General features: G+C 66.2%; 22 protein-coding genes. 5 read left to right on the forward strand and 17 right to left on the reverse strand.

The genetic code is table 11. The features are described 5' to 3' along the window. Window positions 1-41: 41 nt before the first annotated feature. From Q8J98_RS00530 to hisA, 3 genes are all read right to left on the reverse strand, one after another. Window positions 42-350, reverse strand: a complete 309-nt coding sequence (locus Q8J98_RS00530) for a phosphoribosyl-ATP diphosphatase (protein WP_305184185.1) — start codon at window positions 348-350, stop codon at window positions 42-44. Beyond that, on the reverse strand, window positions 347-1108 hold the full coding sequence (gene hisF, locus Q8J98_RS00535; RefSeq protein WP_305292538.1) for an imidazole glycerol phosphate synthase subunit HisF: 762 nt from the start codon (window positions 1106-1108) through the stop codon (window positions 347-349). Before hisF ends, Q8J98_RS00530 begins: the two co-directional genes overlap by 4 nt. A 91-nt stretch (window positions 1109-1199) precedes the next feature. Further along, window positions 1200-1919 (reverse strand): 1-(5-phosphoribosyl)-5-[(5-phosphoribosylamino)methylideneamino]imidazole-4-carboxamide isomerase, encoded by a 720-nt coding sequence (hisA, locus tag Q8J98_RS00540; protein WP_305292540.1) that lies wholly within the window; start codon window positions 1917-1919, stop codon window positions 1200-1202. A 167-nt stretch (window positions 1920-2086) separates the two neighbouring features. On the opposite strand from hisA, the gene Q8J98_RS00545 reads away from it, so the two are divergent. From Q8J98_RS00545 to Q8J98_RS00555, 3 genes are all read left to right on the forward strand, one after another. Further along, complete coding sequence (locus Q8J98_RS00545) at window positions 2087-2272, forward strand: hypothetical protein (protein ID WP_305184182.1); 186 nt, start codon at window positions 2087-2089, stop codon at window positions 2270-2272. A 4-nt stretch (window positions 2273-2276) separates the two neighbouring features. Continuing rightward, window positions 2277-3746: a sodium:solute symporter gene (locus tag Q8J98_RS00550; RefSeq protein WP_305292542.1), complete on the forward strand. Its 1470-nt coding sequence runs from the start codon at window positions 2277-2279 to the stop codon at window positions 3744-3746. Window positions 3747-3822: 76 nt separating this feature from the next. Further along, window positions 3823-4209, forward strand: a complete 387-nt coding sequence (locus tag Q8J98_RS00555; RefSeq protein WP_305184180.1) for a DUF2147 domain-containing protein — start codon at window positions 3823-3825, stop codon at window positions 4207-4209. An 18-nt stretch (window positions 4210-4227) separates the two neighbouring features. Here Q8J98_RS00555 and hisH read toward each other — a convergent pair whose 3' ends face one another. The 14 genes from hisH to Q8J98_RS00625 form a co-directional block, all read right to left on the reverse strand. Continuing rightward, a complete protein-coding gene (hisH, locus tag Q8J98_RS00560; protein ID WP_305292544.1) occupies window positions 4228-4866 on the reverse strand; it encodes an imidazole glycerol phosphate synthase subunit HisH in 639 nt (212 codons plus the stop codon). Continuing rightward, window positions 4866-5453 (reverse strand): imidazoleglycerol-phosphate dehydratase HisB, encoded by a 588-nt coding sequence (hisB, locus tag Q8J98_RS00565; protein WP_305184178.1) that lies wholly within the window; start codon window positions 5451-5453, stop codon window positions 4866-4868. Before hisB ends, hisH begins: the two co-directional genes overlap by 1 nt. Before the next feature lie 119 nt (window positions 5454-5572). Then, the gene (locus Q8J98_RS00570; protein ID WP_370868036.1) at window positions 5573-6532 is read right to left on the reverse strand and encodes a 2-hydroxyacid dehydrogenase; all 960 of its coding nucleotides are present in this window, start codon (window positions 6530-6532) and stop codon (window positions 5573-5575) included. Beyond that, window positions 6513-7652 (reverse strand): rod shape-determining protein RodA, encoded by a 1140-nt coding sequence (gene rodA / locus Q8J98_RS00575; RefSeq protein ID WP_305292546.1) that lies wholly within the window; start codon window positions 7650-7652, stop codon window positions 6513-6515. Before rodA ends, Q8J98_RS00570 begins: the two co-directional genes overlap by 20 nt. Further along, on the reverse strand, window positions 7649-9595 hold the full coding sequence (gene mrdA, locus Q8J98_RS00580) for a penicillin-binding protein 2 (RefSeq protein WP_305292548.1): 1947 nt from the start codon (window positions 9593-9595) through the stop codon (window positions 7649-7651). The genes rodA and mrdA overlap by 4 nt, the downstream gene beginning before the upstream one ends. After that, window positions 9592-10131 (reverse strand): rod shape-determining protein MreD, encoded by a 540-nt coding sequence (locus Q8J98_RS00585; protein WP_305184174.1) that lies wholly within the window; start codon window positions 10129-10131, stop codon window positions 9592-9594. The genes mrdA and Q8J98_RS00585 overlap by 4 nt, the downstream gene beginning before the upstream one ends. Then, complete coding sequence (mreC, locus tag Q8J98_RS00590) at window positions 10124-11056, reverse strand: rod shape-determining protein MreC (RefSeq protein WP_305292550.1); 933 nt, start codon at window positions 11054-11056, stop codon at window positions 10124-10126. The genes Q8J98_RS00585 and mreC overlap by 8 nt, the downstream gene beginning before the upstream one ends. Window positions 11057-11112: 56 nt before the next feature. Beyond that, window positions 11113-12147, reverse strand: coding sequence for a rod shape-determining protein (locus tag Q8J98_RS00595; RefSeq protein WP_305184172.1), 1035 nt, complete (start codon window positions 12145-12147; stop codon window positions 11113-11115). 152 nt (window positions 12148-12299) lie between these two features. Further along, window positions 12300-13871 (reverse strand): 2-isopropylmalate synthase, encoded by a 1572-nt coding sequence (locus Q8J98_RS00600; RefSeq protein ID WP_305292552.1) that lies wholly within the window; start codon window positions 13869-13871, stop codon window positions 12300-12302. A 223-nt stretch (window positions 13872-14094) separates the two neighbouring features. Further along, the gene (locus Q8J98_RS00605) at window positions 14095-15225 is read right to left on the reverse strand and encodes an ABC transporter permease (protein ID WP_305292554.1); all 1131 of its coding nucleotides are present in this window, start codon (window positions 15223-15225) and stop codon (window positions 14095-14097) included. Continuing rightward, on the reverse strand, window positions 15222-16160 hold the full coding sequence (locus Q8J98_RS00610; RefSeq protein WP_305292556.1) for an ABC transporter ATP-binding protein: 939 nt from the start codon (window positions 16158-16160) through the stop codon (window positions 15222-15224). The genes Q8J98_RS00605 and Q8J98_RS00610 overlap by 4 nt, the downstream gene beginning before the upstream one ends. Continuing rightward, the gene (locus Q8J98_RS00615; protein ID WP_305292558.1) at window positions 16157-17107 is read right to left on the reverse strand and encodes an HlyD family secretion protein; all 951 of its coding nucleotides are present in this window, start codon (window positions 17105-17107) and stop codon (window positions 16157-16159) included. Before Q8J98_RS00615 ends, Q8J98_RS00610 begins: the two co-directional genes overlap by 4 nt. Then, window positions 17104-17778 (reverse strand): TetR/AcrR family transcriptional regulator, encoded by a 675-nt coding sequence (locus Q8J98_RS00620; RefSeq protein ID WP_305292560.1) that lies wholly within the window; start codon window positions 17776-17778, stop codon window positions 17104-17106. Before Q8J98_RS00620 ends, Q8J98_RS00615 begins: the two co-directional genes overlap by 4 nt. A gap of 355 nt (window positions 17779-18133) precedes the next feature. Further along, window positions 18134-19603, reverse strand: coding sequence for a 2-isopropylmalate synthase (locus Q8J98_RS00625; RefSeq protein WP_305292562.1), 1470 nt, complete (start codon window positions 19601-19603; stop codon window positions 18134-18136). A gap of 185 nt (window positions 19604-19788) precedes the next feature. Here Q8J98_RS00625 and Q8J98_RS00630 point away from each other — a divergent pair, with 185 nt between their 5' ends. Together Q8J98_RS00630 and Q8J98_RS00635 are read left to right on the forward strand one after the other, a co-directional pair. After that, window positions 19789-21447 (forward strand): NAD+ synthase, encoded by a 1659-nt coding sequence (locus tag Q8J98_RS00630; RefSeq protein ID WP_305292564.1) that lies wholly within the window; start codon window positions 19789-19791, stop codon window positions 21445-21447. Window positions 21448-21721: 274 nt separating this feature from the next. Then, entirely contained in the window at window positions 21722-22111 is a 390-nt protein-coding gene (locus Q8J98_RS00635) for a hypothetical protein (protein WP_305292566.1), read from the forward strand. Window positions 22112-22115 lie beyond the last annotated feature (4 nt).

Below are 22115 nucleotides of genomic sequence, written 5' to 3' on the forward strand. Positions count from 1 at the left end.
CACCAAGCGCGCTCCGCGAGGGATATTTCTTTCTGAAGCAGTCAGCGCGATGCTTTTTCGGCGAGGCCCGAGGTGCCTTCGCGCCGCTCGAGTTCGGCCTCGATGTCGGCAAGGCTCACCTCGCGCGCGGCGAGCATGACCAGCAGGTGATAGAGCACGTCCGCCGCCTCGGCGGTGAGGCGGGCCTTGTCGCCCCGGACCGCTTCGATGATCGCCTCGATGGCTTCCTCGCCGAATTTCTCGGCGCATTTTTCGGGGCCCTTGGCCAGCAGTTTCGCGGTCCAGCTGGTTTCCGGGTCGGTGCCCTTGCGGGCCGCGATGGTGGCGGCAAGGCGGTAAAGGGCGCTCATGCGAGCCTCATCGGGATGCCCGCGGCGGCCATGTGTTCCTTGGCCTCGCGGATGGTGAAGGTGCCGAAGTGGAAGATCGAGGCGGCGAGCACGGCGCTGGCGTGGCCTTCGGTGATGCCTTCGACGAGGTGGTCGAGCGTGCCGACGCCGCCTGAAGCGATCACCGGAATGGACACCGCATCGGCGATGGCGCGGGTGAGGGGGATGTTGAAGCCCTGCCTGGTGCCGTCGCGGTCCATCGAGGTCAGCAGGATTTCCCCGGCACCCTTGGCCGCCACGGTGCGGGCAAATTCGACAGCGTCGATGCCGGTGGCGCGCCGCCCGCCATGGGTGAAGATTTCCCAGCGGCCGGGGGCCACGGTTTTCGCGTCGATCGCCACCACGATGCACTGGCTGCCGAAACGGTCGGCGGCCTCGGCGACCACATCGGGGTTGGCGACGGCGGCTGAGTTGAACGAAACCTTGTCGGCACCGGCAAGCAGCAGCGCGCGCACGTCCGCATGGCTCCGCACGCCGCCGCCCACCGTGAAGGGCATGAAGCATTGTTCGGCGGTGCGGGTGACCACGTCATACATGGTGCCGCGATTTTCATGCGTGGCGTGGATGTCGAGAAAGGTCAGCTCGTCCGCCCCCGCCGCGTCATAGGCCTTGGCCGCCTCGACCGGGTCACCCGCATCGACCAGATTGACAAAGTTGACGCCCTTGACCACGCGGCCATCGGCGACATCAAGGCAGGGGATGATGCGGGTTTTCAGCATGGCGGGGCTCCTTGCCCCCTAGGTAGCGCCTCGGGGCGCGCGAGGGAAGGGGGGCGCGCGCCCGCCGAGGTTTGGGCGCTGATGAAGCGGGTCAGGCTTTCAGCGTGGCGAGGGCCTGGGAGAGATCAATCGCCCCGTCATAAAGCGCGCGGCCCGAGATTGCCCCGGCGATCACCCCGGTATCGCGGAGCGCCACGAGGTCGGCGAGTGACGACACGCCGCCCGAGGCGATGACGGGGATGGTGACGGCGCGGGCCAGCGCCGCGGTGGCGGCGATATTTGGGCCGCCCATGGCACCGTCGCGCAGGATGTCGGTGTAGATGATCGCGCTTACACCCGCGTCTTCGAAGCTTTTGGCAAGGTCGGTGGCTTGCACGGCGGTGGCCTCGGCCCAGCCCTTGGTGGCCACAAACCCTTCGCGCGCGTCGATGCCGACCGCGATATGGCCCGGAAAGCGGCGCGCCGCTTCGCGCACCAGGCCCGGGTTTTCAACCGCGACGGTGCCGAGAATGACCCGGGCGAGGCCCTTGGCAAGCCAGCGTTCGATAGTGGCCATGTCGCGGATGCCGCCACCGAGTTGCACCGGCACCTTCACCTGCGCAAGGATCGCCTCGACCGCCGCGGCGTTTACCGGCGTGCCCGCGAAGGCGCCGTTGAGATCGACGAGGTGCAGCCATTCAGCGCCCGCCGCCACGAAGGCGGCGGCCTGCGCGCCGGGGTCGGTGCCGAACACCGTGGCGCTTTCCATGCGCCCATGGATCAGCCGCACGCAGGCACCGTCCTTGAGGTCGATTGCGGGGTAAAGGATCATCGTTCGGCTCCGCCGGGCGCTATCTGGTGCGGGTGATAGCGGGAAACGGCGGCAGGTGCAAACCGCGCGGGTGCGGCGTGTAACCAATGTTGACGTAACGTCAAGAAGTGGTTGCGTCCGCGCGACGGTGGCGATAGGTCTCGCGACCAGGGCAGAGGAAGGCGCATATGGGGCATCGATCGTTTTGGGCGTGGGCGGTTGTAACTGCGGCGCTGGTGCTGTTGGCGGTGGCCATACCCTACCGCGTGCTGGCGGGCGGCGCGCCGTCGCTGGCGATCTTCGGCTTCTGGTCGGCTTTCGGGGTGGCGGTGATCGCCATGATCGGCCTTGCCGTGATGCGCTGGAAGGACTGACAGCATGCTCTCCACCACGCTGATCTCGGCCGCGATCGCGGTGTTTGCGCTTGTCGGGATGTTGATCGCGCGGGCAGCGACCCGGGCCAACACCGGCACGGCCGCCGATTATTACCTTGGCGGCGGTCGGCTGAGCGGGCTGGTTGCCGGGCTTTCCTACGGTGCCACAACCTATTCCGCCTTCATGCTGGTGGTGCTGACCGGGCTGACCTATCGCGGCGGCGTAGGCGCGCTGGGGTTCGAGCTGATCTATTTCGCCGGGCTGAGCCTGTTGGTGATCTTTGCTCCGCGGTTCTGGCTGGCGGCGCGCAAATGGGGGTTCATTTCGCCCGCCGAAATGGTCGGCGCGCGCTATGGCAGCAAGGGCGTGGCGCGGTTGATGGCGGTGGTCGCGCTGGTGTTCCTCTTGCCCTATTGCACAACCCAGATGGCCGGTATCGGCCTGTTGCTTTCGGGCGTGACCGGCGGCGGCATCTCGCTCGTCGCGGCGGTGGTGACCGGTGCGGTGCTGGCGATGCTCTGGACGCTGCTGGCGGGTCTGCGGTCGGTCGCCTGGACTGATGCGGCGCAGGCAGGGGTGATGCTGTTGTCGGGACTGCTGGCGGTGGGCTTTGCGGTCGCGGCAATCGGCGGACCCGGGGCCTTTGTCGATGCGACAATTGCGACGCACGGCAAGTGGCTTGATTTGCCGGGACCGGGGCTGTGGAGCCTGCCGACCTTCGCCGCGCTGGCGCTGCCGTGGTTCTTCTTTGCGATCTCGAACCCGCAGGTGAGCCAGCGGCTGTTCGTGGCGCGCGATTTCGCTGCGATGCGGCGGATGATCCTGTGGGTGCTCGGGTTCGGCTTCATTTTCACGCTGATCGCGGTGATTTGGGGTTTTGCGGCCCTGCAACTGGTGCCGGGGCTGGAGAATACCGCGTTGGCGACGCCAGCGCTGTTGACCTCGGGGGCTATCCCGGTGCCGGTGGCGGTGCTCTTGATAATCGGGGTGCTTTCGGCGGCGATCTCGACGCTCGATTCGATTGCGCTCACCGTCGGTTCGATGGTGGCGCGGGATCTGATGCGCCGGGGTTCCAGCGACGCGCGGCAGGTGTTTGCCGGGCGGATGGTGGTGGTGGCGGTGATTGTTTTTGCGGCAGCCTTTGCCATCGACTCGGCGCGGATTGTGGATCAGTTGGCGGCGCTTTCGGCGGCGGGGCTTCTGGTTACCGTGCCGCCGATCATCGGTGCCTTCTTCTGGCGGCGCGGCACCGCTGCGGGCGCGCTTGCCTGCCTGGCCGGGGGGGCCATGGTCGCGGTGTGGCTGTCGCTGGTGCAGGGGGTGAGCGTGTTCAACCCATGGCTCGCGGTGAGTGTGACGGCGATCAGCAGCGGGCTGTTCGTCGCCGTGAGCCTGTTCACCCGCCCTCGGCCGATGGCGCTCGATTTTGCCGGCGAGTTGCGCGATGATCTGGTGCGGCACAACGCCTGGTAACCTGCGACCCGACGTCAGGCTTGCCGGGAATCGGGCAGTGTGGCTGATATGGTGCCAGCTATCAGGGAGGATAGACATGAAACGAGTGGTACTGGCGGCGGTTTTCGCCGTGGCGGCGGGTGTTGCGGGCGCGGACCCGTTGGAAGGCATCTGGAGGACTGCCCCCGACGACAACGGCAACTCCGGCCATGTGCAGATCGTGCCATGCGGGTCGGCGCTCTGCGGCACATTAATCAAATCGTTCGACAGCGCCGGCAAACCGATGGCTTCGGAAAACATCGGCAAGCTGATCATCTGGGATATGGTGGCCAACGGCGCGAGCGGCTACAAGGGCATGCTCTGGTCGCCGGACCGCGACAAAACCTACAAGTCGAAGCTGACGCTTTCGGGTAATACTCTGGCGGTCGAGGGTTGCATTGCCTTCCTCTGCCGTAATGGCGGCACCTGGACGCGGGCCAACTGAGCGCCGCGCCGGCGGGCTTCACGGGTTCCAGCGCAGGAAGTTGGCAATCAGCCGCAGGCCCGCGGCCTGGCTTTTCTCGGGGTGGAACTGGGTGCCGACCATGTTGGCGCGCCCGACAATGGCAGTGATTTCGCCGCCGTAGTCGCAATGCGCCAGCCTGTCGGCGGGGTTGGCCACCTTGAAGTGGTAGGAATGCACGAAATAGGCGTGATCGCCGGTCACGATGCCCGCCAGCAGCGGGTGCGGGCGGTCGATCACCAGGTCATTCCAGCCCATGTGCGGCACCTTCATGCCCGCATCGGAGGGGGTGATTTTCACCACTTCGCCGCCGATCCAGTCAAAGCCCGGTGTCGGCGTATATTCAAGCCCGCGCGTCGCCATCATCTGCATGCCGATGCAGATGCCGAGAAAGGGCCGCGCGCGCGCCGTGACCGCCTCTTCGATCGCCTCGAAAAGCCCGCCATGGGCATCGAGCGCGCGGCGGCAGGCGGGAAAGGCACCATCGCCAGGCAGCACGATGCGATCGGCGCGCGCCAAATCTTCGGGGCGCGAGGAAACCAGCACCGCGCCGCCCCCGACCTCGGCCGCCATGCGCTGAAACGCCTTTTCGGCCGAATGCAGGTTGCCGCTTTCGTAATCGACCAGAACGGTCAGCATCAAAGCGCGCCCTTGGTGGAAGGCAGCACGCCGCCCATGCGCGGGTCGGGTTCGACCGCCGCGCGCAGGGCCCGGGCAACCGCCTTGAAGCTGGCCTCGGCGATATGGTGGCTGTTGAGCCCGTGCAGGCGGTCAACATGCAGTGTCATGCCGGCATGGGTGCTCAGCGCCTGAAAGAATTCGCGCACCAGTTCCGTGTCGAAGCTGCCGATCTTCGGGGTCGGGAAATCGACACTCCAGACAAGATAGGGGCGGCCCGACAGATCGAGCGCGGCGCGCACCAGCGCATCATCCATCGCGAGATCGAAGTGACCGTAGCGGCGGATGCCGCGTTTGTCGCCGAGTGCTGCGCCAAGCGCCTGGCCAAGGGTGATGCCTACATCCTCGACGGTGTGGTGATCGTCGATGTGCAGATCGCCGGTGGCATGAATGGTCAGGTCGATCAGCGAGTGGCGGGCAAGCTGGTCAAGCATGTGATCGAAAAAGCCGACGCCGGTGGCGTTTTCATAAGCGCCGGTGCCGTCAAGGTTGACCGTGACCGCAACCCGGGTTTCGGCGGTCTGGCGGGTGATGGTGGCGTTACGCATGGGGCCTCTTTGCTGCTGCTGCCTGTCTTATAGGCGGCGCGCGGGGGTTTGTTAAGCCATGCGGGAACGCGCGTGGCGGGCTGCGCCTCCGGCGGGGATATTTCTTTCTGAAGCAGCTGTCAGTAGCCGCGCGCACGATCGACAAGGTGCAGCAGCGGCAGGCCTGCGAGGTCGCGGCGGATGTTTTCGGCCACCACCCGCGCGGCCGAGGCGGGGCGGGTTTCGGCGGCGATATGCGGGGTGACGGTGACCCCCGGATGCGCCCAGAACGGGTGATCTGGCGGCAGGGGCTCGGTGCGGAACACATCGAGCGTGGCATGCGCGATCTGGCCTGCATCAAGTGCGGCAAGAAGCGCCGCATCGTCGATCAACCTGCCGCGGCCGGGGTTGATGATGACGGCACCGCGCGGCAGCCTTGCGAGGGTGGCGGCGTTCAGCAGGTTTTCGGTTTCCGGCGTATCGGGCAGAAGCGTGACCAGAATTTCGGCGCGGGCAAGGGTTTCGGCAAGCCCTGCGGCACCCGAAAGGCAGCGGATGCCGGGCAGTTCCCTTGGCGCGCGGCTCCAGCCAGTGACGCGGAAATTGAGGCTTGCAAGCGCCGTTGCGGCGGCGCGGCCAAGTTCGCCGAGGCCAAGGATTGCCACGTTGCGTTCCCGCGCCAGGGGTGGGGTGAGCGCGCCGCGCCAGATGCCGTCCTGGCCGAGAATATGGGCATCGAGCCCGAGGTGGTGGCGCAGCACATGGCCGGTGACCCATTCCACCATGCCCTCGCTGAGCGCCGGATCGACCATGCGGGCAAGCGGCTGCGTCAGGCTCGGGTTCGTCACGATCCGCTCGACCCCGGCCCAGAGGCTCAGCACCGCGCGGGTGCGGCGATAGGGGGTGAAATCGGCCAGCAGCCCGCCGGGGGCGAAGATGATGTAATCTACCGTTTCGGGCGGGGTGGTGGCATCGGCCATCTGCACCCTCAGCCCGGCTTGGCGGAAAGCCTCGGCAAGCGGTGCCTGATACTTTGCCCAGAGCCGGGCGGGGGCGGCGAAAAGCACGGTTTGCATCGGGTTACCTCGGGCGATGGACATGGGCGCTTTGCACCAGGCCGAAGGCCATGAGCAGGATCATCATTGCGGTGCCGCCGTAGCTGACCAGCGGCAAGGGCACCCCAACCACCGGCAGAAGCCCCATCACCATGCCCATGTTCACCGCGAAATAGAGAAAGAAGGTGGCGGCAACGCCGAGCGTGAGAAGTGCTGCGAAGCGGTCCTTGTTTGAGAGCGCCGAGTGGATGCAGAAGGCGATCACCAGCACATAAAGCGCCAGCAGCGAGGCCCCGCCGACAAAGCCGAATTCCTCCGCCAGCGTGGTGAAAATGAAATCGGTGTGCTTCTCGGGCAGGAAATTGAGCCGCGACTGGGTGCCCTGCATGAAGCCGCGCCCGGCCCAGCCGCCGGAGCCGAGCGCGATCTGCGCCTGGGTGATGTTGTAGCCGGCACCGAGCGGATCGCTTGCGGGATCAAGAAACACGTCGATGCGGCGATACTGATAATCGCGCAGAAGCTGCCACGATGTGCCGCGGCTTTGCAGCACCGCGGCGACCGCCGCCACCCCCAGCGCCAGCACCGAGCCGAAATACCACAAGCTCACCCCCGCCGCGAACATCACCAGGCCGCCGCCCATGACCAGCATCAGCGCGGTGCCGAGGTCGGGCTGCGACAGCACCAGCGCCGTCGGCACCAGGATCAGCGCGGCGGGAACTGCCACCCAGATGAGCCGGGAGGTTCGCGCGAGGTCGAGCCAGTCGTAATAGGCGGCGAGCGCCATGATGAGCGCGATCTTCATCACCTCGGAGGGTTGCAGGCGCAGCGGCCCAAGCTCGAGCCAGCGCTGCGCGCCCATGCCGACATCGCCGAAGAACTCGACCGCGATCAGCAGCGCTAGCGAAAGCGCATAGGCCAGCGCCGACAGGTTGCGCCAGAACCAGATCGGCACCATGGCGATCATCAGCATTGCGGCCATGCCTGCCGCGAAGCGTTTGATCTGCGGTTCCGCCCAGACCTCGATGCGGCCACCCGCCACCGAATAAAGCATGAGAAAGCCGACGCAGGCGATGGCCGAGAGCAGCACGACCAGCGGCCAGCTGATATGGAGCACCTTGCGAAAGCCCGTCGGTGCCGATCTGAGGCCGTAATCGAGATGGGTCATGCGCGGCTGCTCGTGCGCGGCGGCGTTTCGTCAGGATCGACAAGCTGCATCTGGTCGTGTTGGGTCTGAATGCGGGTGCGCTGGCTTTCGGGATAGGCAGAGAGCGGCGGCAGCTTGCCGTAGAGCGCGAAAAGGAGCATGTCGCGCGCCAGCGGTGCTGCCACCGCCGAGCCACCGCCGCCATGTTCTACCACCAGTGCCACGGCGTATTTCGGCGCATTCGCCGGGGCATAGGCCACAAAAAGCGCGTGGTCGCGCTGTGCCCAGGGCAGGTCCTCGTTGGAGGTGACGCCGCCTTCACGTTCGGCGGCCGAGATGTTGCGCACCTGACTGGTGCCGGTCTTGCCCGCCATGCGCATTTCGGCGGCGACGATACGCGAGCCGTTGGCGGTGCCCCTGGTCGAGTTGACCACAGCATCCATACCGGCCCGGACCGCTTCGAGATAGGCCGGGTCTATGGCCAGCACGGCGGCGCGCGGCGCGGCGATTTCAACGCCGTTGCGCGAACGCACCAGGCGCGGCACGATTTCGCGCCCCGAGGCGATGCGCGCGGTCATCACCGCCAGTTGCAGCGGCGAGGTGAGCACGAAGCCCTGACCGATGGTTGCATTCAGCGTATCGCCGATGACCCAATCGCGCCCGTAGCGGCGCTTTTTCCATTCCTGGGTCGGTGCCAGCCCATCGGCCACCGCCGACAGCGGCAGATCGTGGTGCATGCCAAGGCCAAGCCTGCGCGCCATGTCGGAGATCTTGTCGATGCCGACGCGCTGCGAGACATCGTAATAGAAAACGTCGCAGGATTGTTCGAGGCTTTGTTGCAGGTTGATGTTGCCGTGACCGGCCGGGCGCCAGCAGTGGAACTTGCGGCCGCCGACCTCGACAAAGCCGGGGCAGCGCACGGTTTCCTTGGGGCCGATCACCCCGGCCTCCATTGCCGCGAGCGCAGTGACCATCTTGTAGGTCGAACCCGGCGGGTAGAGGCCCTGCACCGATTTGTCGGCAAGCGGGCGGTGGTCGTTTTCATTCAGGCCACGATAGGCTGCCGAGGAAATGCCGCGCACGAACAGGTTGGGGTCGAACGAGGGGGCCGAGGCGATCGCCATGATATCGCCATTGGTCACGTCGATCACCACCGCCGAGGCGCTTTCCTTGCCAAGCCGCTCCTGCACATAGTTTTGCAGGCGGTAGTCGACGGTCAGTTGCAGCGCATCGCCGGGGTCGCCCTCCTGGCGGGAAAGCTCGCGCATTTCGCGCCCGGCGGAGTTGACCTCGACCCGCCTTGTGCCCGCGCGGCCGCGCAGCGCCTGTTCCATCTTCGCCTCGATGCCGACCTTGCCGATCTGGAAGCGCGGAATCCGCAGCAAGGGGTCAGGGTCTTCGATGCGGCCAAGGTCGAAGTCGGAGACCGGCCCGACATAGCCGAGTACATGCGCGAAATCGGCGTGGCGCGGGTAGAACCGCGAAAGACCGACTTCGGGCGTGACCCCGGGCAGAGCCGGGGCGTTGACCGCGATGCGCGAAAACTCCTCCCAGCTCAGCCGGTCGGCGATGGTAAAGGGCGCAATCGGGCTGCGGCGGCGCATTTCGGCAAGAATCGATTCTGCCTCGGCATCGCTCAGCGCGATCAGGCGGCGAAGCCGTGCCAGTACATCGGCCACATCGCCCGCGTCTTCGCGGGTGATGGTCACCCGGTAATTCGATTCGTTGCCCGCCAGCAGGTAACCGTTGCGGTCGTGAATAAGCCCGCGGGCTGGCGGCAGCAGGCGGATCTTGATCGAGTTGCCCTCGGACAAAAGCCGGTATTCGTCGGCCTGGGCAAGCTGCATGCCGCGCATCCGCAGCGCCAGCACCGCCACTGTGCCCGCCTGAAACGCCCCAAGCATGAGGCCGCGGCGGCTGATCTTGCGCTGGCTTTCGGCGCTGTCGCGGGGGGAACGCCTCATAGCCGCCTGCCAAACGCGTCAACTTCGCCGGGGGCAGCGCGGCGCAGCCCGACGGCGATGTAACTGGCGATCACCACCAGCGGATAGACGGCGATGGTGGCGAGGAAGTGCAGCAGCGACAGGCCGAGCGCGGGTTGCGGCACCATCAGCACCGCCAGCACCATGCGGTTAGCCAGCACCATTGCCAAAAGCAGCACGCCGACCGTCAGCCATTCGAGCAAGAACGACAGATCGCGCAGGCTTGCCTCGCGGGCGCGCAGAAACTCGGTGCCGCCGAGCACGATCAGCGCCCAGAGGCCGGGTGGGCGCTGGAACATCAGATCTTCGATCAGCATCACAGCGACGATCAGCATGGCAGGCACATATTCCGGGCGGCGCAGCAGCCAGGCGAGCGTGATTGCCAGCGTGATATCGGGGCCGGGCCAGCCCGATGTGCCGCTCGACAGCGGTAACAGGCGCAAGAACAGCACGCCGAGCGCCAGGCCCAGAAAGAGCGTGCGGTGGAAAAGCAGTTGCCGGGAAATCGGGTCAACCATTGCCGCCGGGCCTCGGAAGCGCCGCCGGCGCGGTGAGCGGTGCCGATGAGCCAGCCTCGCCCGCCTCGGGTGCCGGCGGGATCAGCGCACCCACGTCTTGCAACTGTTCGGCCGGGTGGCTGCGCAGCACGCGCAGAAAATCGAGCCGCTCGTAATCTGCGGCAAGGCGCACCCGCAGGCGGCGGTCGCTGCCCTGCGCCACCTGGCCTACCAGAATTCCGGCGGGAAACACCCCGCCATCGCCCGAGCTTACCACCCGGTCGCCAGGCCGCACCAGTTCGGGGCTTTCCAGAAACTCGACCAGCGGCAGCGCCGAATTGTCGCCCGAGAGCAGCGCCCGCTGGCCCGAGGGCTGGATGGTGACGGGAATCCGGCTGGAGCTGTCGGTCAGCAGCACGACCCGGGCGGTGGTGCGCCCGACCCCCGAGATGCGCCCGACAAGGCCGAGCCCGTCCATCGTCGCCCAGCCATCCACCACCCCGTCGCGCGAGCCGACATTGAGCAGCACCGATTGGCGGAACGGCGAGCCCGAGTCGGCGAGCACCACCCCCGAAACCGAGGTCAGCTTGGGGTCAAGCCGCACAGCGTTCTGCGCCAGCAGTTTCGCGTTCTGCTGTTCCAGTTGCACTGCCGCCTCTTTCCAGGCCTTCATCTGCTGCAACTCGCGGCGCAGTTCCTGGTTCTGTTCGTAGATCCGGGCGTAGGATTGAAAGCCTTCCACCATGCCCAGCATCTTGGTGACCGGCACCATTGCCCAGTCGAACGTGGGCACGAAGCGGTCGATGAAGGCGGCGCGAAAGCGTTCGACGCGCGGGCTGTCGATACGCCAGACCAGAAAGGTAAGCGCAAGCACGACCGCCATGGCCGCAATCAGGATGCGGCGCACGGGTCTGGCAAAGTCGATGTCGTCGCGGTTTCTTGCCAATGTGGCCTCGTCTCAGGGGCGGCCCCATCCGTCGCGTCGCGGCGGCGGCGGCGCGCTCAGCTGTCGTAGTCGATGACGTGGCGAAGCTGTTTTTCGAATTCAAGGGCCTTGCCGGTGCCCAGTGCCACGCAGTTCAACGGCGCTTCCGCGACCGAGATCGACAGCCCGGTCTGTTCGCGCAGCGCCAGATCAAGATCGCCCAAGAGGGCGCCGCCGCCGGTCAGCATCACGCCCCGGTCAACGATGTCGGCGGCAAGGTCGGGCGGGGTTGCCTCGAGCGCGGTCATCACCGCCTCGCAGATCTGCTGCACCGGCTCGGCCAGCGCCTCGGCGATATGCGCCTGATTGATCTCGATTTCCTTCGGCACGCCATTCAGCAGGTCGCGGCCGCGGATCAGCATGCCGATGCCGCGCCCGTCATCGGGCATCCGGGCGTTGCCGATTGCAAGCTTGATGCGCTCGGCGGTCGATTCGCCCACCAGCAGGTTCTGCTGGCGGCGCAGATAGGAAATGATCGCCTCATCCATGCGGTCACCCCCGACCCGCACCGAGCGGGCGTAAACGATGTCGCCAAGGCTGAGCACAGCAACTTCGGTGGTGCCGCCGCCGATATCGACCACCATGCTGCCGGTCGGGTCGGTAATCGGCATGCCGGCACCAATGGCGGCGGCGATCGGCTCGGCCAGAAGACCGGCGCGGCGGGCACCTGCCGACAGGACCGACTGGCGGATGGCGCGCTTTTCAACCGGGGTCGCGCCATGTGGCACGCAGCAGATGATTTTCGGCTTCGAAAACGTCGAGCGCTTGGCGACCTTGCGGATGAAATACTTGATCATCTCTTCGGCGCTGTCGAAATCGGCGATGACGCCATCGCGCATTGGCCGCACCGCCTGAATGCTGCCCGGCGTGCGGCCAAGCATCAGCTTGGCATCTTCGCCGACAGCAAGAACCACCTTTTTCCCATCCTTGACGTGGTAGGCGACAACCGAAGGCTCGTTAAGCACGATACCCTTGCCCTTGACATAGATGAGCGTGTTCGCGGTGCCGAGGTCGATCGCCATGTCGGACGAGAACAGACCAAAACCTGCCATGATGTTTTCCGTTCCCCAATATCCACCAGCCCCCGACTCGGCGCGCCCCGAGCCTTGGTTGACCCCCCATATACGGTGCAGCGTGCTGCGGCGGAAGGGAAAATGGCAAAACTGCCCGGCTTGGCCCGGCGGTAACCCGCCGGGCCGGGCGCTCAGGAAGGCGTGGTCATGAACACCGTCTTGCGGTCGGCATCGGGCGCGGTCTTTTCGCGCCGGAGCCGCAGCCGGTTCAGCGCGCCGACATAGGCCTTGACCGAGGCCAGAATGGTGTCGGTATCGGCGGCAGAGCCGGTGACAATGCGCCCGTCTTCCTCCATCCGCACCGAAACCGTGGCCTGCGCATCGGTGCCTTCGGTCACCGCGTGGACCTGGTAGAGCTGCAACCGCGCCTTGTGCGGGTAAAGCGCGTCGACGGCGCGAAAGGCGGCATCGACCGGGCCGTCGCCCGAGGTGTCGGCGTAATGTTCGACGCCATCGACCAGCAGTTTCAGTTCCGCCGACTGGCCTTCGGAACCACAGATCACCCGCAGCCATTTCACCTGCAGATAGTCGCTGTCGGTGTTGGTGGCGGTGTCGGACATGAGCGCGATCAGGTCATCGTCATAGACCTCTTTCTTGCGGTCGGCCAAGGCCTTGAAGCGCACGAACACGTCGCCGAGCTGGTTGTCGGCCAGATCGAAGCCGAGATCGGAAAGCTTGGCGCGCAGCGCCGCGCGGCCCGAATGCTTGCCCATGGCAATGTTGGTTTCGGTAATGCCGATGTCGGCGGGGCGCATGATCTCGAAGGTCTCGACGTTTTTCAGCACACCATCCTGATGGATGCCGCTTTCGTGCAGGAAGGCGTTCTTGCCTACCACCGCCTTGTTGAACTGCACCGGAAAGCCGGAAACCTGCGCGACGCGGCGCGACAGGTTCATGATCTTGGTGGTGTCGATGCCGGTGATGAAGGGCATCAGATCGCGCCGCACCTTGAGCGCCATCACCACTTCCTCAAGCGCGGTATTGCCGGCGCGCTCGCCCAGCCCGTTGATCGTGCATTCGATCTGCCGCGCCCCCGCGCCGACGGCCGCCAGAGCGTTGGCGGTGGCCATGCCGAGGTCGTTGTGGCAATGGGTGGCAAAGATCACCTTGTCGGCATCGGGCACTTTTTCCAGCAGCATGCGGATGATCGCGGCGCTTTCTTCAGGCAGGGTATAGCCCACGGTATCGGGAATGTTGATCGTGCTGGCCCCGGCGCGGATCGCGGTTTCCACCACCCGGCAGAGATAATCACGCTCGGTGCGGATCGCGTCCATCGCCGACCATTGCACGTTGTCGGTCAGGTTGCGGGCGTGGGTCACGGTGTCGTGGATCACCGCCAGCATCGCCTCGGGATCAAGCTTGGTGATTTCGCGGTGCAGCGGCGAGGTGCCGATGAAGGTGTGGATGCGCGGGCGCGGCGAATGGCGCACTGCCTCCCAGCAGCGGTCGATATCCTTCATGTTGGCGCGTGCGAGGCCGCAGATGACGGCCGATTTGGCCACCTTGGCAATTGCGCTCACCGCCTCGAAATCACCCTCGGAGGCGATCGGAAAACCGGCTTCGATGATATCGACGCCCATTTCATCAAGCAGCAGGGCGATTTCTAGCTTTTCGGACTGGCTCATGGTGGCACCGGGCGACTGTTCGCCATCGCGCAGGGTGGTATCAAATATCAGGACGCGGTCGGGGCTGTGGTCGGTCATGTCACTTCTCTCGGATTGGGCTGGCTTCATTCCGGGTGCTGGTCAGTCCGAGCGGTCGCACCCAAAGGCACGCTCAGAAGCGACCAAGAAGAAGCAGACCACGGGCTTGCAGCGCGCAGGGCGGGGTGCCGAGCGGGGCGGGGCAGGCTGCGAAGGGGGGCCGCATGCGGGTCATGGGGCCGGACTATAGGCAGGGCGCGGCAAAAGAAAAGCGCAAAATCGCTCAGTCGAGCGTCTGCCGGTAGCGCAGCATCGCCGCCACGACGATCACCGCCATGATCGCGGCAATCGCCGCCATGTCGGGGGCGATGTCGGGAATGGTCGCCCCTTTGAGCATCACCTTGCGGGTCAGCCGCAGAAAATGCGTGGCCGGAATCGCGGTGCCGATTGCCTGCGCCCAGCCGGGCATGCCCGCGAAGGGGAACATGAAGCCCGAAAGCAGGATCGAGGGCAAAAGCGTGAAGAACGAAATCTGCATGGCCTGCATCTGCGAGCGCGACAGCGTCGAGATCAGGAACCCGAGCGCCAGATTGACGACGATATAAAGGTTGAAGCCGAGAAAGAACGCGAACCGGCTGCCGATGAAAGGCACATCGAAAAGCACCTTGGCGGCCAGCAGAAAGACCAGCGTCTGCACATATCCGACCAGCACATAGGGAATGATCTTGCCGAGCATCACCTCGGTTGGCCGCACCGGGGTGGCAATCAACGCCTCCATCGTGCCTTTCTCCGCCTCGCGCACGATAGCGACGGCGGTAATCATCACCATCGTCATGGCAAGGATGATCGCCAGCAGGCCGGGCACGATGTTGGTCGAGGTCTTGCCCTCGGCATTGTACTGGCGGTGCACGGTCACGCCGAAGGGGTCGGGCGTGGTGGCTTTGGCCGCGACAGGCCCGGAGAGCGTTTCGGCAACCGCTGTGGCGGCGATGCCGGGCATCGCGCCCACCGCCGCGGCGGCGGCGCTCGGGTCTGACGCATCGACCGACAAGAGCAGTTCCGGCGACAGCCCGCGCTGCACGTCGCGCTCAAACCCCGGCGGGATCACCAGCACGAAACTTGCGCTGCCTTCGCGCAACGCCCGGTCGCCTTCGGCGGCACTGGTGACGGTGCCGATGATATCGAAATAGCCCGAGGCCTGCATGCCCGCAACCACCGCCCGCGCCGCCGGTCCGCTATCGGCCATTTCCACCAGTGTCGGCATATGGCGCGGGTCGGTGTTGATCGCGAAACCGAAGATCAGCAGTTGCATGATCGGCACCCCGATCATCAGCGCAAAGGTGACGCGGTCGCGCCGCATCTGCACGAATTCCTTGGCCAGCACCGCAAAGAACCGCGAGAGGGAAAAGCTCATTCGGCTGCCTCCGCGAAATTGTCGCTGGCCCCGGCCATCAGGTAGATGAAGGCTTCCTCAAGCTCGGCTTCCTTCTTTTGCCAGCGGTGCAGGCCGCGCGCCATGCCCGCCCGCGCCACCGCTTCAAGCGCCGCCGCATCGGTTCCCGAAACGTGCAGCACCGCGCCAAAGCGCGCCACTTGCCCGACGCCGGGGGTTGAGCGCAGTTCCGCCTCGAGCGCGCCGATTTCGGGCCCCTGCACGCGCCAGGTGTGCAGCCCGATCATCGCCGGAATGTCTTGCGACGGGCCAGAGATGAGTTTTTTGCCGTAGGCGATATAGGCGATGTAATCGCATTGCACCGCTTCATCCATGTAATGGGTGGAGACGAGCACGGTCACCCCGGCCGCCGAAAGCCGCCGGATCTCGTCCCAGAAATCGCGCCGCGCCTTGGGGTCCACGCCTGCGGTGGGTTCGTCAAGCAACAAGAGCGCGGGGTTGTGCAGCATGCAGGCGGCAAGTGCCAGCCGCTGTTTCCAGCCGCCCGAAAGCGTGCCCGCCAGTTGCCCGGCGCGGTCGGCGAGCCCGAGGTCGGCGAGTGCCTTGTTCACCGCCGCGCGGCGGCCCTTCATCCGGTACATGCGGCCGACGAAATCGAGGTTTTCGCGGATCGTGAGGTCTTCGTAGAGCGAAAACCGCTGGGTCATGTAGCCGACGTTTTCCTTGATCCGCTGCGGCTCGGTGCGGATGTCGAAGCCAAGGCAGGTGCCGTCGCCCGCATCGGCGGTCAAGAGGCCGCACATGATGCGGATGGTGGTGGTCTTGCCCGAACCGTTGGGGCCGAGAAAGCCGTAGATCGCCCCCCTCGGCACATCCATGTCGAAACTGTCGACCACGGTGCGCGCGCCAAAGCGCTTGGTGATGCCGCGCACCGAAATGGCAAGGTCGTCGCTCATGGCCAGGGCCGAAGCGTGACCGGTTGGCCGGGCATCAGGCCCGATCCCGCCGCCAGCGCCGCCTCGGCACGATAGACGAGCCTGGTGCGCTCATCGCGGCTGTAGATCACCGGCGGGGTGTATTGCGGACTGGCAGCCAGGCGGGTGAGCGTGGCGGTCAGCCCCGGCGGGCAGGTGTCGCAGCTGAGCAGAAAGGTGGCCCCGGGTGCCAGTTTCGGGCGGTCGCTTTCGGGCACGAAAAAGAGTACCGTCAGCGGCCCCTCGGGCAGGATCGAGAGCACCGGCGCGCCGATCCCCGCCACCTCGCCCGGATCGAAGTAGAGCTTTTCCACCCGGCCGGCGGCGGGGGCGGCCACCACCCTTTCGGCCAGGGCGGTGCGGGCACGCTCGGCTTCGGCTTCGGCGGCCCGCAGCGCAGCTTCGGCGGCGGCGCGCTGGGCAGGGCGGGCAGGCAGTTCGGCCACCGCAAGCTGCGCCACGGCCTGCGCCACCTGTGCCTTTGCCGCCGCCAGCGCGGCGCGCTGCGCATCAAGCTGCGCCACCGTGGCGCTGCCGCTGGCGATCAGCCGCTCGGAACGCTCCAGCGTGCTTGCTGCGAGCTGCCGCTGCGCCTCGGCGCTGGCAAGGGCGGCGCGCAGCACCGCGATTTCCTCGGGGCGCGCCCCGGTTTGCAGGTTGTCGAGATTTGCCGCCGCTGCCGCAACCTGCGCCGTCGCCGCTGCCAGTGCTGCGGCATAGGCACCCTCGTCAAGCCGGAACAGCGGCTGGCCCGGTGCAACCTTGTCGCCTTCGCGCACCGCGATCTCGCTCAGCCGCCCGGCGCTGGTGGCCGCGACATAGATGTAATCGGCTTCGATATAGCCGTTGTATCCGGTCTCGGGTGCCGCGCCGAACCCCGGAAACACTGCCGCAACCAGCCCGATGATCCACCCCGGCAATGTGCTCATGCCCGTTCCTCCGCAACCGGTTCCAGCCCGGCGTTCAGAATTGCCAGATGGGTTTCGATCAGCCGGTCGAGGTTAAGCCCGCCTTCAGGGGCGACGCCGAACACCTCTGACAGCATCAGATGCGCTATGATCGGCCCCATCACGCAGCGCGCCGCCATTTCCGGATCGACCCGGCGGATAAAGCCGCCCGCCACGCCCTGCGCCAGCAAGGCCTGCAGCGCAGGCAGGGCGCGGGCCAGCACTTCGTCGCGGTAAAGCTGGGCAATTTCCGGCGCGGCCATTGCCTCGCGGATCACCAGTTTGGGCACGGCAAGGGTGTGCGGATTGGTCAGTGCTGCGGCGACAATGTGCAGGAAGCGGGCTATCAGCGGTCGCGGATCGCCCTTGAAGCTGTCGCCAAGCCCCTCGGCAAAGCCCGCGACCGGGCCGATGGCGCGGCGCACCAGCTCTTCGAGCAGCGCCCGCTTGGAGGGGAAGTAGAGATAGACCGCACCCTTTGAAAGCCCGGCGCGGTGGGCGATCTGATCGACCGTGGTGTGGCCATAGCCCTGCGCCGAAAACAGCGAGAGGGCGGCATCAAGCACCTCGTCGGGGCGCGCCTCGGCACGACGGCGGAACTTTGGGGTGCCGGGGCTGGAAGGCGAATCGGGGGTGGGGCTGGCATCTGTCATGTCAGATTAATAACTGACTGGTCAGTTAGTTGCAAGCGGTGAAACCGGCAGCGGTTTGTTTCCGACCGCCGGATCGTGGCAGCGGCCATCGGTGCCGCGAAAGCGCCCGGCCACATCGGCAAGGCAACGGATAGCGCTTCTGCGGCTAGCGGTGCCAGTGCGGCGGGGAAGGCAGGTGGGGCGGGGAAGGCAGCGCAGCGGGAAAGGCGGGGGGGGGCGGGCCGGGCTGGCGGCGGGGCGGGGAAGGCAGCCGATTTCGGTGCCGCCGCCCTTCAGGGCAGGTATGGCTTTCGCGCCACGGGCGGAGGCGGGTCCGAAAGCAGCGCGTGCGCCGGGCGCGGGTTGGATGCGCGCGTCAGTTTGCGGGGGCTACGGGAGTTTCTGCGGCCTCGGCCGCGGCCTCGGCGGGGACCGCCTCGGGTAGTGGTGGCGCGGCAGCGATCGGCGCATCTTCGCGCCACTCGCCATCGATCACGCTGCCCGAACGATAGCGCATCACGCCGCTGCCCTGGCGTTTGCCCGCAACAAAACCGCCCTCATAGACATCGCCCGAGGGATAGCTGGCAATGCCCTGTCCCTCGGCCTCGCCCGCCACCCAGTCGCCCGAGTAGCGGTAGCCTGCGGGCGTGGTCAGCGTGCCCTTGCCTTCGCGCAGCCCGGCCACAAAGCCGCCTTCGTAAATCGAGCCATCGGCATAGACGGCGCGGCCCAGCCCATGGCGCTGGCCATCTTGCCAGCCGCCCTCATAGGTGTAACCGTCAGGATAGCTCATCCGGCCCTGGCCATGGGTGCGACCGGCCAGAAAGTCGCCCTCATAGGTCATGCCATTGGCATAGATCGCCACGCCACGCCCCTCGATCACGCCACCGGCCCAGCCGCCTTCGTAGCTTGACCCGTCGGGATAGGTGATGCGGCCAAGCCCGTCGGGCTGATCTGCCACAAAGCTGCCCTCGTAGATCGTGCCATCGGGGTAAACCACCCGGCCCTCGCCCTCGATCCGGCCCTCGACCCATGCGCCGTCATAGATATAGCCATCGGTGCCGCGAAACACGCCGTTGCCGTGGCGGCGGTCGGCCTCGAAGCCGCCCTCGTAGGTGTCGCCATTGGCGTAGGTAACCCTGCCGGGGCCTTGCCGCTGACCGTCGCGCATGGTGCCTTCGAACAGATCGCCGCCGGGTTGGCGCAGCCGCCCCGGACCATTCATCTGCCCGGCGAGCCAGCCGCCATCATAGATCAGGCCCTCGATGGTGGTCAGTTTGCCCGCGCCTTCGCGCTGGCCGCCGCGCATCTGGCCCTCATAGACCGAGCCGTCGGCGTAGGTGATGGTGCCTGCACCCTCCTTGACGCCCATCACCCAGTCGCCGGAATAGACATAGCCATCGGCACCGCGCATCTCGCCCCGGCCATTGTGCACCGCGTTCACGAAACCGCCCGCGTAGCTGGTGCCATTGGCGTAAACCGCGACACCCTCGCCGGTGATCTCGCCCGCCACCCAGTCGCCCTCGTAGCTGGCACCATCGGCAAAGACGATGCGGCCCTTGCCCTCGGGTTTGCCCGCGACAAAGGCACCCTCGTAAACCGAACCGTTGGGAAAGCGCGCCCGGCCCCGGCCCTCGATGACGCCCTCGACCCATTCGCCGACATATTCATAGCCGTTGGTCAGCCGGTAGCTGCCAAAGCCGTGCTGAACGCCGTTCTTGAAGGTGCCTTCGTAAAAGCCGCCATCCTCGTATTGCTTGGTCACCACTTCCTGTGCCGCCGCAGCGCCTGCCGCCAGCCCCAGCGCCAGCACCAGCCCGAAACCTGCCCATTGCGCGCGCTTCATCTGGTTTCTCCCGCCCGAGGTGCTGCGGTTGCCCGGCGGCACCGCTTTCGTGCAAACCTAAGCCCCGCGGCGGCGGGTGACAAGCCGCGGGCCATGCGCCCCGGCCACTTGGGCGCGCACGCGCGGGCTTCCGCTCGGGCGTCGTTCTGCTAAACCCGAGGCAAGCAGCTTTCGGAGCGCCAGCCTTGACCGACCGTTTTCGCCTGACCCTCGCGCAACTGAACCCGACACTTGGCGCACTGGCTGCGAATGCCGCCAAGGCCCGTGCCGCGTGGGAACAGGCGCGCGCGGCGGGCGCGGATATGGTGGCGCTGCCGGAAATGTTCCTGACCGGCTACCAGACCCAGGATCTGGTGCTCAAACCGGCCTTTGTGGCCGATGCGATGGCGCGGATGGAAGCGCTTGCCGCAGCCTGCGCCGATGGCCCGGCAATCGGCATTGGTGCACCCTTTGCCGACGAAAGCGGCCTCTACAATGCGTGGTGGGTGCTGCAAGGCGGGCGGGTGGTGGCGCGGATGCTGAAGCACCATCGCCCGAACGATGACGTGTTCGACGAGGTGCGGCTTTTTGACGAAGGCCCGATTTCCGGCCCCTACCGGATTGGCCCGCTGCGCATCGGCACCCCGGTATGCGAAGATGCCTGGTATGAGGATGTGGCCGAGACGCTGGCCGAGACCGGGGCCGAGGTGTTGCTGGTTCCGAACGGCTCGCCCTATCGGCGCGGCAAGCTTGATCTGCGGCTGAACGTGACCGTGGCGCGGGTGGTCGAAACCGGGCTGCCGCTGATCTACCTCAACGCCGTCGGCGGCCAGGACGACCAGGTTTTTGATGGCGCGAGTTTTGCGCTGAACCCCGGCGGCGCGCTGGCGCTGCAACTGCCGCCGTTCGAGGAGGTGATCGAGCATGTCGATCTGGCGCGCACGCCGCAGGGGTGGCGCGTGGTGCCGGGGCAGATGGCAGCGCAGCCCGACGCATGGGAACAGGATTACCGCGCGATGCTGCTTGGGCTGAAGGACTACCTTGGCAAATCGGGCTTCTCGAAGGTGCTGCTCGGGCTTTCGGGGGGGGTCGATTCGGCGCTGGTGGCGGTGATCGCCGCCGACACGCTCGGGCCGCAGAACGTGCGCTGCGTCATGCTGCCTTCGGAATTCACCGCGCGGGATTCGCTTGAAGATGCCGCCGAGGTCGCGCGCCGGCTTGGCTGTCGGCTTGACACGGTGCCGATCGAGGGCGCGCGCGGCGCGGTGGCGACGGCGCTGGCGGCGGTTATGGCGGGCACCACGCCCGACGTGACCGAGGAGAACATCCAGTCGCGGCTGCGCGGGTTGATGCTGATGGCAATCGCCAACAAGTTCGGCGAAATGCTGCTGACCACCGGCAACAAATCCGAGGTGGCAGTGGGTTACTGTACCATCTACGGCGACATGGCGGGCGGCTACAACCCGCTGAAAGACCTCTACAAGACCCGCGTCTTTGAAACCTGCCGCTGGCGCAACGCCAACCACCGGGCCTGGATGGCGGCACCTGCGGGCGAGGTGATACCGCCGCGGGTGATCGACAAGCCGCCAACCGCCGAACTTCGTGCCGGTCAGAGGGATCAGGACAGCCTGCCCCCCTACGAGGTGCTTGACGCGATTCTGGAGCGGCTGGTCGAGGCCGACCAGTCGGTGGCAGAGGTGGTGGCGGCGGGGTTTGACCGGGCCACGGTGAAGCGGGTGGAGCATCTGCTTTATATCTCGGAATGGAAGCGCTTTCAGGCGGCCCCCGGCCCGCGGCTTTCGACCCGCGCCTTCTGGCTCGACCGCCGCTACCCGATTGTCAACCGCTGGCGCGACGAGGGCTGAGCGGGCCGCTGAAAAGCGGCCACAGCGCATTGACTTGACCTGAATCAGTGCTTTTTTTTGCTTTATCGTGCATACGCGGCATCGCACATGCAGAAGTGGAGCAAGCTTTCGCCCCGCCTCTGCCGCACCAACACCGCGTCCGTTTGGGCGGGTGACACAAACGAAGGAGTTACGCAGCATGCAAGGCAATTTGACGCGCGCCATGGCGCTTCCCTCACGCCGCAATTTGATTGGCGCAGGGTTATGGGCAGGGCTTGCAGGAGGCACGGCAGAAGTGCTCTGGATTGCGATTTACCGGCAGTTGCAGGGCGCAGGCTCTGCCGATGTGGCGCGCGGCATCACCGAAACGGTGTTCCCGAGCCTTGCCGCCGCGCCCTATTCGGTGGCGCTCGGTCTGGTAATTCACATGGTGCTGGCGCTTGGCCTTGGCATCGCCGCGGCCTATTTCGTGGCCCGCGTGTTTCCGCGTCTGGCGGGTAGTTGGGCCGAGGTGGCGCTGATCGTGGCAATACTGGCATCCGTCTGGGGGATGAACTTTTTCGTGATTCTGCCGGCCATCAACCCGGCCTTTGTCACCATCGTTCCCTATGGCGCAAGCCTTGCATCAAAACTGCTGTTCGGCGTCTCTGCCGCGCTGGTTTTCCGCCGCGCAGCCAGGGGCTGAACTG

It is taken from the genome of Phaeovulum sp., assembly GCF_030684035.1.
In the GTDB taxonomy this organism is placed as follows: Bacteria; Pseudomonadota; Alphaproteobacteria; order Rhodobacterales; family Rhodobacteraceae; genus UBA6213.